This window comes from Variovorax palleresanus, assembly GCF_051144945.1.
Taxonomy (GTDB): domain Bacteria; phylum Pseudomonadota; class Gammaproteobacteria; order Burkholderiales; family Burkholderiaceae_C; genus Variovorax; species Variovorax paradoxus_S.
Genome location: NZ_JBJNVP010000001.1, coordinates 720,800 through 735,311, shown reverse-complemented (window position 1 = coordinate 735,311; position 14,512 = coordinate 720,800). Strand labels below are relative to the sequence as shown.

The following is a 14,512-nucleotide window of genomic DNA, read 5'->3' as shown; positions in this document are numbered from 1 at the left end:
CTGAGGCCACGATCATGGAAGTCCTGAACAATCTGGCGTTCGGTTTTTCGCACGCCCTCACGTGGCAGAACCTGATGTTCTGCGCCATCGGCTGCACGGTGGGAACACTGGTCGGCCTGTTGCCCGGCCTGGGGCCGCTGGCCACCATCAGCCTGCTGCTGCCGCTGACCTATTCGATTCCCACCACCGGTGCGCTCATCATGCTGGCCGGCATCTACTACGGTGCGCAATACGGCGACAGCGTGAGCGCCATCACCATGAAGATCCCGCATGCGAGCAGCATCGTGGCCTGCATCGACGGGTACGCGATGACGCTGAAGGGCCAGACCGGCCTGGCGCTCTTCACGGCCGGGTTCTCCAGCTTCATCGGCGGCACGGTGGCCATCCTGGTGCTGTCGTTCTTCGCGCCCATGCTGGGTGAGGTCGCCTTCCTGTTCGGCCCGGCCGACTATGTCGCGATGATGCTGGTGGGCTTCGTGTGCGTGAGCTTCGTGACAACGGGCAGCCTGCTGAACGGCCTGGCGATGTGCATGATCGGCGTGCTGCTGGGAACGATCGGCACCGACGTGAACAGCGGCATGGCGCGCTTCACGCTGGACATGCCCTTCCTGACCGACGGCGTCGGCATCGTGAGCATCGCGCTGGGATGCTTCGGCATTGCCGAGATCACCAAGAACCTCGACTCCCGCGAGGAGCGTTCGCCCTTCAACGGCAAGATCAACCTCATTCCCACCTGGGCGGAATTCAAGCGGATCATCCCCAGCGCGCTGCGCGGCAGCGTGGTCGGCTCGCTGCTGGGCATCCTGCCGGGCGGCGGCCCCACCATCGCGCAGTTCGCTGCCTACGCGCTCGACAAGAAGGTCAGCAAGTACAAGCACGAGATCGGCTCCGGCTGCATCGAGGGCGTGGCCGGCCAGGCCGCTGCCGACGAAGCGGCAGCGCGCACCAGCTTCATCCCGCTGATGAGCATCGGCATTCCCGAGAACGCCGTCATGGCGCTGATGCTGGCGGCCTTCATCATCAAGGGCATCCAGCCGGGGCCGAACATGATCGGCGCCCACCCCGAGCTGTTCTGGGGCCTGGTGGCCAGCATGTGGATCGGCAACGTGTTCCTCTTGGTGCTGAACGTGCCGCTGGTGCGCTACTGGCTCTCGGTATTCAAGATTCCGTACAGCGTGCTGTTCCCGTCGATCCTGTTCTTCTGCTGCATCGGCACCTACAGCGTGAACAACAATCTGGAAGACGTCTTCATCACCTCCGCCTTCGGCTTCATGGGCTACATGTTCATGCGCCTGGAACTGGACGCCGCGCCGCTCATGCTCGGCTTCATCCTGGGCCCGATGCTGGAGGAGAACTTCCGCCGCGCGATGCTGCTGAGCCGGGGAAGCTTTGGCGCCTTCGTGACGCGTCCCATCAGCGGCACCTTGCTCAGCCTGATCGGGGTCTTCGTCGTGTGGCAGGTGGTCGCTTTCGTTCTCCAGGCCCGAAAGAAAAGCGCCATGGGACCGGCTCCCATGGCACTGGAACCGCAGGAGTAGCGGAAGACGGCCGCGTGACGGCCGCATGACGGCCGCATTGAGGGAGGGCTGCTGGCCGGCTTAAGACAAGCGCCGCCGCGCCTTGACCGCCGAAGCCAGCCCCTCGAGCACCGGCACCGTCTGGGCGAAGCCGATGCAGGCATCGGTGATCGAGACGCCGTGCTTCAGCGCGACGCCAGGCTTCAGGTCCTGGCGTCCTTCCTCGAGATGGCTCTCGATCATGATGCCCGTGATGCGCCGCTCGCCGGCCGCGATCTGGGCCGCCACGTCTTCGGCGACCACGATCTGCCGCTGATGCTGCTTGCTGCTGTTGCCGTGCGAGACGTCGATCATGACCTGAGGCCGCAGGCCGTTCGCCAGCAGCGCCTCGCAGCTGGCCGCGACATCGGCGGCCGAGTAGTTGGGCGCCTTGCCGCCGCGCAGGATCACGTGGCAGTCGTCGTTGCCGCGGGTCTCGAAGATTGCCGCCATGCCCATCTTGGTCATGCCCATGAAGGCATGCGGCGCGCGGGCCGCGAGGATGGCGTCGGCCGCGACCTTGACGCTGCCGTCCGTGCCGTTCTTGAAGCCGACCGGGCAGCTCAGGCCCGACGCCAGCTGCCGATGGCTCTGGCTCTCGGTGGTGCGCGCTCCGATGGCGCCCCAGGCGATCAGGTCGGCAATGAACTGCGGGCTCAACAGGTCGAGAAACTCGGTGCCCGTCGGCAGGCCCAGGGTGGTCAGCTCGAGCAGCAGGCGGCGCGCGAGCTCCAGGCCTTCGTTGATCGCGAAGCTGCCGTCCAGGTGCGGGTCGTTGATGTAGCCCTTCCAGCCCACGGTGGTGCGCGGCTTCTCGAAATAGGCACGCATGACGATCAGCAGGTCGTCCTGCAGGGAGTCGGCGACGGTCTTCAAGCGCTGTGCGTATTCGATGGCCTGGTCGTGGTCATGGATGGAGCACGGGCCGACCACGACGACCAGCCGGTCGTCGCGACCGTGGAGCACGTCGGCAATGGCCGCGCGGCTGCCTTCGACCAGCGCCAGCGTGTTGTCGCGCACGGGCACGCGTTCCTGCAGCAAGGCAGGGGTGATGAGCGGCCGAACGGCGCCGATACGCACGTCGTCGATCCGGGTGGTGTCGAGCGTGCTGTCGCGGGAGCCGATTTCGGCGTCGTGGAGGGGGTCGTCGAGACGGGGCATGGTCGTGGCTGTGATTTTCGAACTGGGCTTATCCGATTGTCTTCGAAGGCGCTCACGGCCGACATGCTTGCGAGGCGGCCGAGTGGCCTGCCCCGGCTACGCGTCCGGCGGCACGCCCGGATGCGGACGAAGATCGACCCGCGCCCCTGCAACCTTGCAGTTCCCGATGTCGAGGATGAAACGCATGTGCGGCCCATCGACAACAAGCTGGAGCTTGAGCCGCGCCGTGATGCTGTCGCAGCTCAGCTGCGCGCCCCGCCAATGGGCCACTGCATTGGCGGCCGACAATGAAGCCATCTCGATGGCCAGGCCCTGGCCGAGGGCGTCGGAGTGCAATTCAACCGCATTGCGGCCTTCGCCTCGCCCCTCCAATCGCACTTGCAGGCCCGGCACGGCAAAGAGTCCATCACCGAGTTGCACCTCGCCGGAAAGCGCGGTGCGGCCCAGCAGCAGGCGCGCCTGCTCCGTCAGTCCCTGGCCCTGGCCACCACCGCTCTGGCGCAGCATCGTCTCGCCGAAAGCCTTCAGGTACAGCTTGCCGCGTTCCGAAACCCACGGACTCAGCAATGCGCCGCGGCGTTCGAATTCCACACCCGCGAGCGGTGCCGATGCGAACTGATAAAGATAGCTGCGCCCATTCGGCGCATCGACATACAGGCCCAGGCGACTCACGCCCATGCGCGAATCCGGTCCCACATGCTCGACCGTCGCATCGTTGAAGTCGATCTGCCCCTGTCGTATTGGCACCGTGACCTCGGCGTCGAACAGCAGGTGGGCGTCGGTGATTTCCCCGCGGATCGTGCCGTCTGCCTCGCCGAGCGGGCCGAGGCTCCATGCGTCGGCCGGCGGCGCGTGGGTTGCGGCCGCGCCCGCACTCCGCAGGGCGTCCCACGCGGCGCGCATCTGCGGCGGCACGGTCAACGGGCCATGCAGCTTCACGCCCGAGAGCTCGGCCTCGACCGCTTGGATGGCAGACAGATGCGGTAAGCCGGCATCGGTCCGCAGCTGAGCCACCAGTTCATGCACGGCAATGCGATCGATCTCCAGCACCAGCGCCCCCGAAGCAAGGCGGAGCGCGCTCGCCTCGAATTGCCGGGCGCCGACTTCGATCACGCCGTCCTGTTCGGGTTGCCAGGTGACGCCCTCGAGCGACCAGCGATCGCGAGCGGCCTTGTCGGAAGCTCCGAGTTCGAGCCCGAGCAAGAGATCGACGAGGGAGGCCGCGAGTGGGACGCTGCTCATGCGGCTTTGTACCAGAGGTGGGACTGAAGCAGTTCCGTCCGTTCGATGAGCGCGTGGTTCGGCCGCGCACATAATTGTGACCTGATGAAAGCGTCCTCCGTTGCCCTTGGCCACCACACTCCTCGTGTCGCGATGGTGGCGGTCGATGCTTGCGTCGAAGGCAGACGCAATTCATGAAGCCCGGCCGCAGCGGTGGTTGGTGGGCGGGCCGGTGGATCGCAAAGCTGTGGCTGGCCTTGCCGCTGGCAGCCTTGTCTTGCGCGCACGCGAATGAGCCACCGGCCGCGGACGAGGTGCAGCAGCCGGGCAGCGTTCTCCACATCACCCAGGCCGAATTGCTGTCCGTTTCCGGTTCGGGCTATTCCGCCCCTCCGCGGCGTGCGGACGATGCCGGATTGCCGAGCGACGGGTGGAAGACGGTCGATCTTCCGCACACGGCCGGTCGCGAACTGGTCCCCACCTCGACGGGGGGCGAGCGGACCGTCACCGACTGGTACCGCATCGATCTGGCCCGGCTGGCGTCATCGGAACGGCAGCGCTTTCTCTACCTTCCGCGCTGGAAGACCCTGGGCCACATCGCGGTGTATGGCGACGGCGTGCTGCTTTATCAATCGCATGGCAGCCCCGTGCACAACGGCTACAACCGACCGCTGTTGCTGCCGTTGAATGCAGCGGCCCATACGCTGTCCCCGGCGTCCGTGCTGATTCGGGTCGACCGCCTGCGCAGCAGCGGGAGCGGATTTTCGACGGTATGGGTCGGCGACCAGGATTCGCTGATCTGGCGCTACCAGGCTCGCGAGTTGCTGCAGGTGCAGTTGCCGTTCATGGGCAGCGCCGCGTTCCTTGCGGTGGGTGCATTCGCCTTGGCGGTGTGGGTGGGCAAAAGGCGCGAATCGCTCTACCTGCTGTTCTTTGCGATCTCGACGATGGCTTTCCTGCGCACGCTGCACTACTACGTGAGCGGCGAGAACCTCCCGATCTCGGATGAGTGGTTCGAGTGGATCACCGTGGCCTCGTTGCTCTGGTTGATCATCCTCATTCACCTGTTTCTGCAGCGCCTGCACCAGCAGCCCTCGGTCTGGCTGACCCGTTTGTCGGTGGCCCTGGCGGCGGCCAGCAGCATCGCGACGCTGCCTCACGCGTCGTTTGCCAGCCTGTACCTGCTCACGCCGCTGCTCAACCTGATGGTGCTGCCGGTGGCGGTGCTGATCTTTGCGGTGAACATGCGCAAGGCGCTGCGCGCCAAATTGCCCGAGGGGCGGCTGGTGGCGGGCTGGGCCGTGCTGGCGGTGGCCTTCACCTCGTACGACGGGCTCCTGCAAAACAACCTGGTCAGCCCGGAGAGCGTGTACACCTCACCCTACGCCATCATCGGCCTGTTCTTCATCTTCTCGTACATCATGTTCCAGCTGTACACGGGCGCGTTTGCCGAGGTGGCCCGGCTGAACAAGGGCCTGGCCCAGCGCCTGCAAGCGCGCGAAGCCGAGCTGGAGCAAAGCTACCAGCGGATGCGCGTGATCGAGAACGAGCACATGCTCGGTGCCGAGCGCCGGCGCCTGATGCAGGACATGCACGACGGGCTGGGTTCGTCGCTGATCAGCGCCATCCGTTCGGTGGAGCAGGGCGCCATGAACAAGGCCGAGATCTCGGGCGTGCTCAAGGGCTGCATGGAGGACCTGAAGCTGGCGATCGACTCCATGGAAAGCGTGGACGCCGATTTGCTGCTGCTGCTGGCGACCTTGCGTTTTCGCCTGGCGCCGCGCATCGAGAGCGCCGGACTCGCGCTGCGCTGGGAAGTGCAGTCGGTGCCTGCGCTGCCGTGGCTGGACCCGGGCAGCGCGCTGCACATTCTGCGCATCATGCAGGAATGCGTGGCCAACGTGCTGCGCCACACGCAGGCCACCAGCATCTGCTTCAGTACCGCCACGGATGGCCAGGGCGTGTGCGTGGTGATCGAAGACAACGGGGCGGGCTTTGCCGTGGACGAGGCCCTGCGTCGAAGTGGCCGGGGGTTGCGCAACCAGCAGCGGCGCGCATCGGCCATCGGCGGCGCCGTGAGCTGGGAGTCGAGCAGAGCCGGAACCCGCTTCACGCTCTGGTTGCCTCTTCACCGCGGGGCCATGCCGAAGACGACTGGCGTCACGTCCTAGGCGACTTCTCCCTCATCTGTCGAACGACCCGCAGACATGGTCCGCCCATTCGGACCGGGCGATCTCGTCAAAGGTCGGATCCACGGATCCAAAATTGCCGAGCATCGCCAGAAATCCCTTGCCGACGTCGGCCTGGTCGGCTGCGCGCAGCCATCCCATCTCGCAGTCTTCGCAGTGCACGTAGATCCGATGATTCGTGATGTCGTGCTGCAACACCAGTCGGCCGTGCCCGCAGTTTTCGCACATGCGGGTCCAATAGGAGGTCTTCATTTGGCTATGCAGGCTGTGGAATGGCTGGGGCCGGCCGTGCGCGGGCACGGCAACCCGGCGCCGACTGTCGCTTGCAGCCGCGGCCCGGGGGTTTCAGAGGCCGTGAATGAGGTACACCCCGCGCGGGGACGAAGGCACCTTCAGCGTGTACTCGCCCACCTTGGGGAAGCGGTACTCGCGGCCGTTGAACGAGGCTGATCGGGTGTTGGTCCAGATGCGGTATTCGTAGCCGTCCTTGAGGGGGGTGACCTGCACCACGCGCATCACCGGGGGCACGACCACCTTGAAGCTCAGCTGGCGCGTGGCGCTGCTGGCCATCGCCCCGGGCATGGTCTCCGCCGTGCACACAGGCGGCAGAACAAGCAATGCGGACAGGGCGCCTTTCATGCACACCCCTGCAAATATCCTGCTCCCGGACATAAGGCTGACCCCCCGAAAAACACTGGGCTGAAGGCATCTTGGCGATGCCCGACCTTCGTATATCGGCAGCGGGCTTCAAAAGTGAAGACCGCAGGGGCAAGTAAATACAGCAGGCGCGGTGAGCGCAACTGCCTTTCGTCGGATTCACCGGTCTTTCTGGATCGGGAAGTCGGTCATGGCGGCGTCTCGCACATAGACGTTGACGCGCCGCGATGGGGAACCCGCGCTGCTCCAGGGCAGCGGCAGGTTGTCCTGGACCAGCTCGATCTGGTGGCTGCCGGCGGCCACCGAGGGGAAGCTGTAGAGGCCCTGGGCGTCGGTGCGGGCCACGTAGTTGCGATCGAGCACCACCGTCACGCCCGGAACGCCGCCTTCGCTGGCCTCGCGCAGGCCGTTGTTGTTCTGGTCGAAGAAGACATAGCCCTCGAGCCTGCCCGCGCCGGCCCCGGGGGCGCCGCCGATCGGTGCGCTGGCCACGCCGGCGCGGCTCTCGTAGCGAAGCGCCACCATGAACGAGCGGTTGGAGGGCAGCACGCGCACGGCCTGCTGCATGGCCGTCGTCAGCGCCGACACCACGGCGGGGTTGAGCGACTCCTGCCCGCGTGAGGCGGCGTACTGGGCGATGAACGACCAGCCCAGGCCCAGCGGCCAGCTCAGGCGCGCGTTGGCGCTTAAATAGCGCGAATCGGTGTCGCCGATGCCGTTGCTGCCGCGCAGGCTCAGGTCGAGCCGGGCGCCGGCCGCGAGCGGCGTGGTGCCCAGCACCCCCCAGTGCACGGTGCGCGAATCGACCCCGGCCTGGCGCGATTGCTCGTAGGCCAGCGAGGTCGAGAGCGTCTGGTCCTCGCTGACGCGCCAGGCGTGGTCGATGCCGGTGCGCAGCACGCGCAGGTCGGTGCCGTGCGCAACGTCGGTGCGCCACTGGCTGTAGCCCCAGTCGGACTTGTGCTCCCAGGTGAGCTGCGCCGACTGGGCGGCATAGTTGCCGGTGCGGGCGGCCACGTTGCCGGAGATCGAGTCGCGCGAATCGAAGCGAAAACGGCCGAAGAGGTTGCCGTACAGCGAGCGGCGCTGCAGCCCGCTCACGCTGTCGCTCACCTCGATGTTGCCGCCCAGTTGCCATTGGCGGGAGGAGACGTCGCCGCGCCACGAGGCACCCCGCAGGTCGCTCGGCAGCGAGTCGCCGCCCCAGCGCAGCGAGGGCTGGAAATAGAACACCGATGCGCTCTGCTGCATCAGCGCCGTGCGCCAGGTCGCGTCGACCCAGCCGCCGGTGGCTGAATCGCGCGCTGCGCGTGACGAGGCGTCGGAAGGCTGCCCGGTGCTGTGCGCCAGGTTGGCCTGGACGCGCAGGCCCCCCACGCGTTCGCCGATGCCGCCATAGCCTTTGCCGACCGACTCGGCCCAGGGTGCCTGGCCTTGCCAGGAGACGGCGCTCCACACCGAGCGGGTGTCCTGGGCAAAGCCGGCCACGCCGTTGGCGTTGAAATTGCGCGTTTCCACCAACTGGACCGCCGCATCGGTGCGGCCCAGCGCGTAGGGGCCGTCGCTGCCGCTCAGCTGGGTCTGGGCTCCGGCGCCCGCCGCGGTGCCCCGCCCGGACGTGAAGCCCTGGGACGAAATGCCGTCGAAATAGCCCAGCCGGCCAGCCGACGCATTCAACATGGTTCGCCCCGGCTGCTCGATGCTGAGCGACGCGCCCTCGATCGGCAGGCTGGGCAGGTAGACCCGGCCTACACCGCGTGCGAGCGGCGTGCTCGCCATGTTGATGTTGCCGATGCTGTTGTTGCCGAACCAGCCGCCGTTGAAAGGCATGGCGCGCTGGTCGATGCGCCAGGTGCTGCCGCTGCGGTAGGTGTAGGGCACCTGCGTGACCGGCGTGCCGGTGGTGCCATACAGCGCAATGCCGCTGACCGGCACGGAATTTCGGTTCAGGTTCAGATTGGCGGAAAGCGTGCCGTAGTCGGGCGTGTCGAGGTAGCCCGAGAACAGCAGCGAATCGTTGCGTGAGCGCGAGCCCCCGCTTTGCTGGGTGGACTGGCCCTCGATGGTCCAGCCGCGCGGCCAGCCGCTGCCCTGGACCTGGGGCTCATCGACCGGCGCGGCCTGCGGGCTGTCGTCGAGCACGCGATCGACGTACTGCGTCCCCTGGGGCTGCGCCCATGCGGATGTGCCGGTCAGCACCTGTCCTGCGCCGCACAATCCGAGGGCTCCATAACGGAGCCAGCGTTTCATGGGGCGAAGCGTTGGTTGATCGGCAGCGAGCCGCTCTTGCCCCACTCCAGCTTGCCGGCGATGGTGATCGGGAAACGCACCGAGACCGCGTTTTCGGTGTCGCCGGGCTTGTTGGCCACGAGCGCGATGTCGCGGGTTTCGCCGGCCAGGATCGGCGTGGTGCCGGCCTGCAGTTCGAGGGCGGTGCCGCCCGCATCGGTGCCCGCAAGGAAGCCGGCCAGGCGGCCGTGCGCCGTGCCCGTGTTGCGGATCTTGAGCATGGGCGTGGGACGGCCGTCGATCGTCTGCACCGAGCTGCCCACGAGTTCCAGCACTGGCGCCACGTTGCCCACGGCCACATAGACGATCACGCCGATGCGCGCGCCCAGCGCCACAGGCATGCCCGGAGCTGCGGTGGGTTGCTGGCCCTCGATCAACACCGCAAAGCGGCATTCGGTCGGCGGCGCGTCGGCTGGTGGCGTCACTTCGAAGCGAAAGCGGTAGGGCCGTCCGGACGTGATGTTGAGCTCGCGCCGCTCGATGGCCACCCAGGGCCGGCAACTGCCGGGCAACAGCTCGTCGCTGAAGTCGACCGAGGCGTCGGGCCTGAAGGTCCAGTCGGCGGTCTTGAGCTTGTAGGCGCCGGTCGGCGTGTCGCGATGCGTGAGTTCGATCACCTCGCGCACGCGCTCGCCGGGCTTGGTCGACAGCTCGAAGCGCGGCGGCGACACGGCAAGGGAAAACTGCGCCTGCGCCGTCGTGCCCATCGCCAGGGCCCCAAGCAGAAAAACGGCCGCGCAGCGGCCACGGAAAAGAATTGCGACTCGGTGCATCACGGGGATACCTCGATCTCGAAAAAGAATTGCAGGGACTGCGCGTGCTCGACCTTGCGGCCATCGGCCGTGAGATCGAGCACGATGCTTTCCTGCAGGAAAGACTCGCGCACCACGCCCTCGTACACCAGCGTGCGGCCGCCGCCGCGGACCGTGCCCGGAAGCAGGCGGCCCTGCGTGCGCCACGTGGCGACCAGCTGTTCGCCGTCGGTCGGCGCCAGCGACAGGTAGATGCGCGCGGGCCGGTTGAGCCACTGCGACAGGTTGAGCCGCAGCGACACGGACACGCGGCCCTCCACCGTGTGGTCGCCCGCGCGGCCGGGCGCCAGCCGGCGCCAGCGCATCTGCGTGACCGGTTGGCTTGCATAGGTGCCGGTGTCGTCGATGCGGTAGGTGGCGGCAGCCGCGGGGATCACGGTCCCCAGGGCCAGCAGGCCGGCCAGCATGGCAAGCGTGCGTCGGGCTTTCATGGGGCGGTCAGCGTGAAGGTGGCCGTGCCGGTGAAGGTGCCGGCCGGGACGACCTCTGAATTGAGGTAGCGAAAGGCGAGACAGCTCTCGAACCAGGTGTTGCGGCTGACGGTCAGCAGGTCTTGCGTGCCGCCGACGAAGGTGCCGCTCGGAATGGTGGCAGTGGCGTCACCGATGCCCGAAGAGGTCCATGCAATCCTGCTGAACGGAATCGTGTCGCCGTTGGTGTTGGTCAGCGCGGCCGGTGTAGTGACCGTCAGCAGGGCTTCGTTGCCTCCGCTCCCCACCCCGGGCCGGCGGAAGAATCCGCCCACGTACACCTGACCGGTGGTGGCGGGCGACGTGCAGAAGGCGTTCCCATCCCAGGGACTGGCCGTGACGGTACTGTCCGTCGTCATGAGCTGCGCTGCGCCCGTGCCCAGCTGGGCCGCCGGGACCGTGACCGATGCGCTGTTGACCGTCGGGTTGTCGCCCGGCGTGCCGCCGAAGTTGAAATTGCCCCCGGACATGGTGCCCGCGCCTACCTGCAGGAACAGCGAACGCTGCCCGGGCAAGATGGTGGCCGTGAAGCCATGCGCGCTGGGCAGCCAGGCGCCGCACACCAGGGCGAGCCCCAGCATGGCATGTTGGGCGCGGGACGGCGGGAGTGACGAAGATTTCATGCCGCTCGTTCTCAACAGATCGCGAAGGCGGGACCGGCCCGCCTTCGGTCGTCGTGTGTCGAAATCCGCGCGTATCTAAAGGTTGTGCTGGCGCTCAGGGAGCGGTCGCGGTGTAGGTCACCTGGCCCTTGTTCGCAATCGTGTCGCCGTAGGTGCCGGCCGGCATCACGGACGTATTGGCATAGGCGAAGGTCCAGCTGCCTTCGCGGCGCACGAGGCCGGCCGAAGCGGTCAGCGTGGTGGCCGTTGCCGACGCACCGCCGGTAGCGCCGTTGTTGAACGGCGGGTGGGCGATGGCCGCGTTGGTATAGCCGGACGTGGTCGTCGCCAATGCGCCGGCCGTCACGGTAATGTCGGTCCACGGCACGGTCGGATCGCCGCTCACGCCGTTGCTGAGCTGGCCTGCGGTAATGTTGGACAGGGTGACGTTGCCGCTGTTGCCGAGCACGCGAACCGTGACGGCGCCGGCAGAGAGGTCGCCGCCCGTGCCTGCCACCGCAACGCTGTTACCGATATCGCTTGCGGGCACGGTGAACGTGAGCTTATCCACCGTCGTGTTGTCCGCCATGCTGCTGCCCGTGCCAACCTGCAGGAAAAGCACCTTCGGAACGACGATCTTGAAGTCGAGCTTGGCGCTGGCGCTCGGCGTGCTCGAGCCAGAGGCCGTCACGAAATTCGATTCGGCCTGGCTGGCGAAGGGAGCCAGGGTGGCGGCCACTGCGGCGATCAGAAGAAGTTTTTTCATGAAAATGAATGCTTTTGGCTAAAGTTGGGACGGGAGGAAACCCGGAGTGTAACTAAAGAATCACATTTGTGTGAGTTATTAAGTTCTCATTTTCAAATGTAATGTTTCTAAAGGTGAACTTCGGTAATAAGTCACAGAGATTGAGGGCTTCCGGCCGTCGCGCGGCAGCAACAGGGCCCCCACCAAGCGGCGCCGGATCTCCCCTCGGCACGCCTCTGAATTTCTCTTTCTTTCCCTGAATCCTTTGCGCCACGCGCGGCCCTCCATGCAGGGGTCAATATCATTTGGAGAGCTACAACGTGTTTCATCTCAAACGCAACATTCCGGCCTGGGAACGCGTGATCCGCCTGTGCCTGGGCGTCATCGCCGCGCTCGGCGCGCTCTACTTTCTGCCGCCCGGCGCGCTCCGGGTGCTGGGCTTCGCCGCGGCGGGCATGCTCGGCGCCACCGCCGTCGTCGGGTTCTGCCCAGCCTGCGCGATGCTCGGCCGCAGGGCCATCGGGCCGCTGAAATGATCCGCGCGTCCGCGCCGCTGATCGAGGCCGCCTGTGCGGGGGACGAAGGGGCGCTGTCGCAGCTGCTGCGCACCTGCCAGCCCGATCTCAAGCGTTTCGCGCGCCGCACCTGCGCCAACAGCGAGGACGCCGAAGACGCGGTGCAGGTGGCGCTGTGGCAGCTGCACCGGAAGATCGGCACGCTCGGGACCGTGGCCGCCTTTGCCACCTGGCTGTTCCGGATCATCGAGCGTGAGTGCTACCGGATCTTCAGGCGCAGCGCGGCCAAGGGCCGGCTGTCGGAGCCGCTGTCCGACGAGCTGGCGGCGCCGCGGATTCCGACCGACCTGCGCCTGGACCTGACGAAAGCCATTGCCGCGCTCCCGGAGGCCTATCGCGTCGCGCTGATCCTGCGCGACGTCGAGGAACTGACCGCCCCCGAGGTGGCGCAAAGCCTGGGCCTGAGCGTGGAGGCGGTGAAGAGCCGGCTGCATCGCGCCCGGGCCATGGTGCGCGCCAGCCTGATGAACGGCGGCTACTGGAACCAGGATGGCGGGCCCGATGCGGCTTGAAGCGCATCCTCCGGGCGGACCGTTGGCTTACCATCCGCCGATGCCCGCTTCGCACTTCCCCGCAGATCGCTTTTTCGGAGTGCACGCGTCCTGATGCGGCCCAAAGGTCCCGTCGCGAGGCTGCTCTGGCGCGTGCTGGCGCTGGTGTTTGTCGCCCTCGGCCTGATCGGCGCCTTTCTCCCCGTTCTGCCGACGGTGCCCTTTCTGCTCGCGGCCGCCTGGGCGGCGGGCCACGGCTGGCCTGCATTGGAGCGCTGGCTTCTCGAACATCCCCGCTACGGCGAGTACATCCGGCGATGGCAGGAAAGAGGCGCGGTGCCGCGCCGAGCGAAATGGGCCGCGACCGTGATGATGACCTTCAGCGCGCTTGTGCTGCTTGCCACCGGCGCACCCGTCGCCGTGAAGATCGGCGCGCCGCTCTTCATGGCGGCCGTCGCCATCTGGCTATGGCGTCGGCCCGAGCAGTGATTTCTCCGGCTGGGTCAGGAGTTGCAGCAGCGTGTTGGCGACCACGACGGTCGCCTTGTGCAGTTCATCGAGCGGCACGCGCTCGTCGGCGCGATGGCCGTTGGCTTCGAGCAGCGACGCGGGGCCCGCGCCGTACATCACGGTCGGAATGCCGGCTTCGCTGTAGAGCCGCGCATCGGTGTAGAGCGGCACGCCGATCGGCGTGACCGGCTTGCCCATCACGGCGCTGGCTTCGCGGCACATCAGCTCGGCGAAGGCCTCTGCGCCGGGGGCGGGCGCGAACGGCCGGGCCAGCAGGATCTGCCGGATCTCGACGGAGATCCCCGGCAGGCCGCTGCAGGCTTGCTCGATGACCTGGCGCAGTTCGGCCTCGACGTCCTCGGGCACTTCTTCGGGCACGATGCGGCGGTCGATCCGCAGGCTCAGCGCGTCGGCCACCACGTTGGTGTTGATGCCGCCTTCGATCAGGCCGACGATCATCGTCGGATGCGTGATGCCCGGCGTTTGCGAGGGCCGCTCCGCCAGCTGGTCGCGATAGCGGTAGAGCGCCGGCAGCAAGGTCGCCGAAGCCTCGATCGCGTCGACGCCGGTGTCGGGCCTCGCCGCATGGGCGGACTTGCCGCGCAGCGTCACTTCCAGATGCAGGCAGCCGTTGTGCGCCACCACCACGTGATGCGAGAAGGCGGCCGATATCACGTAGTCCGGCCAGCTCAGGCCCTGCGAAAGAATCCATGCGGGGCCGGTCATGCCGCCGGTTTCCTCGTCGTAGGTCAAGTGCAGCTCGACCGTGCCGGCCAGCGCCGCGCCCGATGACTGCAACTGCCTGAGCGCACGCATCGCGAAAGCGTAGGTCGTGAAATCCGACTTCGAGACCGCGGCGCCGCGGCCGTACAGCCAGCCGTCGCGCACCTCGCCGCCATAGGGCGAACCGCTCCAGCCCGAGCCGGGCGGCACCACGTCGCCGTGTGCATTGAGTGCAATCACCGGCCCATCGCCGAAGCGCTCGCGCACGATCAGGTTGGTCACGCTGCGCATGCCGTGCTGCTCTGCGAATGCGGCCGGCACCGGATGGCGTTCGACCTTCAGGTCCATGGCCTCGAGCAGCCGGGCCGTGAGTTCGGCGTGCGGGGCGCAGTCGCCGGGCGGGTTGTCGGAGGGGCATTGCACCAGCCGCGCGAGGGTTTCGACCTGATGGTCGAAATGGGTGTCGATGAATTGGCGCAGCGTGTCGCGCGAGGTTGAAAGGTCTGTCATG

15 protein-coding genes are annotated in these 14,512 nt (G+C 67.1%); 5 read left to right on the top strand and 10 right to left on the bottom strand.

Going from position 1 to position 14,512, the window contains the following annotated elements:
* Window positions 1-14: 14 nt before the first annotated feature.
* The gene (locus ACJ7Z0_RS03480; RefSeq protein ID WP_434788696.1) at window positions 15-1,538 is read left to right on the top strand and encodes a tripartite tricarboxylate transporter permease; all 1,524 of its coding nucleotides are present in this window, start codon (window positions 15-17) and stop codon (window positions 1,536-1,538) included.
* A gap of 60 nt (window positions 1,539-1,598) precedes the next feature.
* On the opposite strand, the gene ACJ7Z0_RS03475 is transcribed toward ACJ7Z0_RS03480, so the two are convergent.
* The gene (locus ACJ7Z0_RS03475; RefSeq protein ID WP_434788695.1) at window positions 1,599-2,717 is read right to left on the bottom strand and encodes a 3-deoxy-7-phosphoheptulonate synthase; all 1,119 of its coding nucleotides are present in this window, start codon (window positions 2,715-2,717) and stop codon (window positions 1,599-1,601) included.
* 96 nt (window positions 2,718-2,813) lie between these two features.
* Window positions 2,814-3,959 (bottom strand): hypothetical protein, encoded by a 1,146-nt coding sequence (locus tag ACJ7Z0_RS03470; RefSeq protein WP_434788694.1) that lies wholly within the window; start codon window positions 3,957-3,959, stop codon window positions 2,814-2,816.
* Between the two features lie 173 nt (window positions 3,960-4,132).
* On the opposite strand from ACJ7Z0_RS03470, the gene ACJ7Z0_RS03465 reads away from it, so the two are divergent.
* A complete protein-coding gene (locus ACJ7Z0_RS03465) occupies window positions 4,133-6,109 on the top strand; it encodes a sensor histidine kinase (protein ID WP_434788693.1) in 1,977 nt (658 codons plus the stop codon).
* Window positions 6,110-6,121: 12 nt separating this feature from the next.
* Here ACJ7Z0_RS03465 and ACJ7Z0_RS03460 read toward each other — a convergent pair whose 3' ends face one another.
* The 7 genes from ACJ7Z0_RS03460 to ACJ7Z0_RS03430 all read right to left on the bottom strand — a co-directional run bounded on the left by ACJ7Z0_RS03460 (window position 6,122) and on the right by ACJ7Z0_RS03430 (window position 11,723).
* Window positions 6,122-6,379 carry a hypothetical protein gene (locus ACJ7Z0_RS03460; RefSeq protein ID WP_434788692.1) on the bottom strand — a complete coding sequence of 86 codons (258 nt, stop codon included), beginning with the start codon at window positions 6,377-6,379 and terminating at the stop codon, window positions 6,122-6,124.
* A 93-nt stretch (window positions 6,380-6,472) separates the two neighbouring features.
* Entirely contained in the window at window positions 6,473-6,766 is a 294-nt protein-coding gene (locus ACJ7Z0_RS03455) for a hypothetical protein (protein ID WP_434788691.1), read from the bottom strand.
* Window positions 6,767-6,943: 177 nt separating this feature from the next.
* On the bottom strand, window positions 6,944-9,034 hold the full coding sequence (locus ACJ7Z0_RS03450; protein ID WP_434788690.1) for an SdrD B-like domain-containing protein: 2,091 nt from the start codon (window positions 9,032-9,034) through the stop codon (window positions 6,944-6,946).
* On the bottom strand, window positions 9,031-9,849 hold the full coding sequence (locus ACJ7Z0_RS03445; protein ID WP_434788689.1) for a cupredoxin domain-containing protein: 819 nt from the start codon (window positions 9,847-9,849) through the stop codon (window positions 9,031-9,033). Before ACJ7Z0_RS03445 ends, ACJ7Z0_RS03450 begins: the two co-directional genes overlap by 4 nt.
* Window positions 9,846-10,316 (bottom strand): hypothetical protein, encoded by a 471-nt coding sequence (locus ACJ7Z0_RS03440; protein WP_434788688.1) that lies wholly within the window; start codon window positions 10,314-10,316, stop codon window positions 9,846-9,848. The genes ACJ7Z0_RS03445 and ACJ7Z0_RS03440 overlap by 4 nt, the downstream gene beginning before the upstream one ends.
* Window positions 10,313-10,936 carry a hypothetical protein gene (locus ACJ7Z0_RS03435; RefSeq protein ID WP_434788687.1) on the bottom strand — a complete coding sequence of 208 codons (624 nt, stop codon included), beginning with the start codon at window positions 10,934-10,936 and terminating at the stop codon, window positions 10,313-10,315. Before ACJ7Z0_RS03435 ends, ACJ7Z0_RS03440 begins: the two co-directional genes overlap by 4 nt.
* A gap of 136 nt (window positions 10,937-11,072) precedes the next feature.
* Window positions 11,073-11,723 (bottom strand): DUF4097 family beta strand repeat-containing protein, encoded by a 651-nt coding sequence (locus tag ACJ7Z0_RS03430; RefSeq protein ID WP_434788686.1) that lies wholly within the window; start codon window positions 11,721-11,723, stop codon window positions 11,073-11,075.
* 299 nt (window positions 11,724-12,022) lie between these two features.
* On the opposite strand from ACJ7Z0_RS03430, the gene ACJ7Z0_RS03425 reads away from it, so the two are divergent.
* The 3 genes from ACJ7Z0_RS03425 to ACJ7Z0_RS03415 all read left to right on the top strand — a co-directional run bounded on the left by ACJ7Z0_RS03425 (window position 12,023) and on the right by ACJ7Z0_RS03415 (window position 13,257).
* Window positions 12,023-12,238 carry a YgaP family membrane protein gene (locus ACJ7Z0_RS03425; protein ID WP_434788685.1) on the top strand — a complete coding sequence of 72 codons (216 nt, stop codon included), beginning with the start codon at window positions 12,023-12,025 and terminating at the stop codon, window positions 12,236-12,238.
* A complete protein-coding gene (locus tag ACJ7Z0_RS03420) occupies window positions 12,235-12,789 on the top strand; it encodes an RNA polymerase sigma factor (RefSeq protein WP_434788684.1) in 555 nt (184 codons plus the stop codon). Before ACJ7Z0_RS03425 ends, ACJ7Z0_RS03420 begins: the two co-directional genes overlap by 4 nt.
* 132 nt (window positions 12,790-12,921) lie before the next feature.
* On the top strand, window positions 12,922-13,257 hold the full coding sequence (locus ACJ7Z0_RS03415; protein WP_434788683.1) for a YbaN family protein: 336 nt from the start codon (window positions 12,922-12,924) through the stop codon (window positions 13,255-13,257).
* Here ACJ7Z0_RS03415 and ACJ7Z0_RS03410 read toward each other — a convergent pair.
* Window positions 13,234-14,511, bottom strand: a complete 1,278-nt coding sequence (locus tag ACJ7Z0_RS03410) for a M20/M25/M40 family metallo-hydrolase (RefSeq protein ID WP_434788682.1) — start codon at window positions 14,509-14,511, stop codon at window positions 13,234-13,236. The genes ACJ7Z0_RS03415 and ACJ7Z0_RS03410 overlap by 24 nt on opposite strands.
* Between the last annotated feature and the right edge of the window lies 1 nt (window position 14,512).

What these genes read in the sequence shown, in the direction of transcription:
- ACJ7Z0_RS03480 (WP_434788696.1), top strand. Translation starts at nt 15, where the DNA reads ATGGAAGTCCTGAACAATCTGGCGTTCGGTTTTTCGCACGCCCTCACG.
- ACJ7Z0_RS03475 (WP_434788695.1), bottom strand. Translation starts at nt 2,717, where the DNA reads ATGCCCCGTCTCGACGACCCCCTCCACGACGCCGAAATCGGCTCCCGC.
- ACJ7Z0_RS03470 (WP_434788694.1), bottom strand. Translation starts at nt 3,959, where the DNA reads ATGAGCAGCGTCCCACTCGCGGCCTCCCTCGTCGATCTCTTGCTCGGG.
- ACJ7Z0_RS03465 (WP_434788693.1), top strand. Translation starts at nt 4,133, where the DNA reads ATGAAGCCCGGCCGCAGCGGTGGTTGGTGGGCGGGCCGGTGGATCGCA.
- ACJ7Z0_RS03460 (WP_434788692.1), bottom strand. Translation starts at nt 6,379, where the DNA reads ATGAAGACCTCCTATTGGACCCGCATGTGCGAAAACTGCGGGCACGGC.
- ACJ7Z0_RS03455 (WP_434788691.1), bottom strand. Translation starts at nt 6,766, where the DNA reads ATGAAAGGCGCCCTGTCCGCATTGCTTGTTCTGCCGCCTGTGTGCACG.
- ACJ7Z0_RS03450 (WP_434788690.1), bottom strand. Translation starts at nt 9,034, where the DNA reads ATGAAACGCTGGCTCCGTTATGGAGCCCTCGGATTGTGCGGCGCAGGA.
- ACJ7Z0_RS03440 (WP_434788688.1), bottom strand. Translation starts at nt 10,316, where the DNA reads ATGAAAGCCCGACGCACGCTTGCCATGCTGGCCGGCCTGCTGGCCCTG.
- ACJ7Z0_RS03435 (WP_434788687.1), bottom strand. Translation starts at nt 10,936, where the DNA reads ATGCTGGGGCTCGCCCTGGTGTGCGGCGCCTGGCTGCCCAGCGCGCAT.
- ACJ7Z0_RS03430 (WP_434788686.1), bottom strand. Translation starts at nt 11,723, where the DNA reads ATGAAAAAACTTCTTCTGATCGCCGCAGTGGCCGCCACCCTGGCTCCC.
- ACJ7Z0_RS03420 (WP_434788684.1), top strand. Translation starts at nt 12,235, where the DNA reads ATGATCCGCGCGTCCGCGCCGCTGATCGAGGCCGCCTGTGCGGGGGAC.
- ACJ7Z0_RS03410 (WP_434788682.1), bottom strand. Translation starts at nt 14,511, where the DNA reads ATGACAGACCTTTCAACCTCGCGCGACACGCTGCGCCAATTCATCGAC.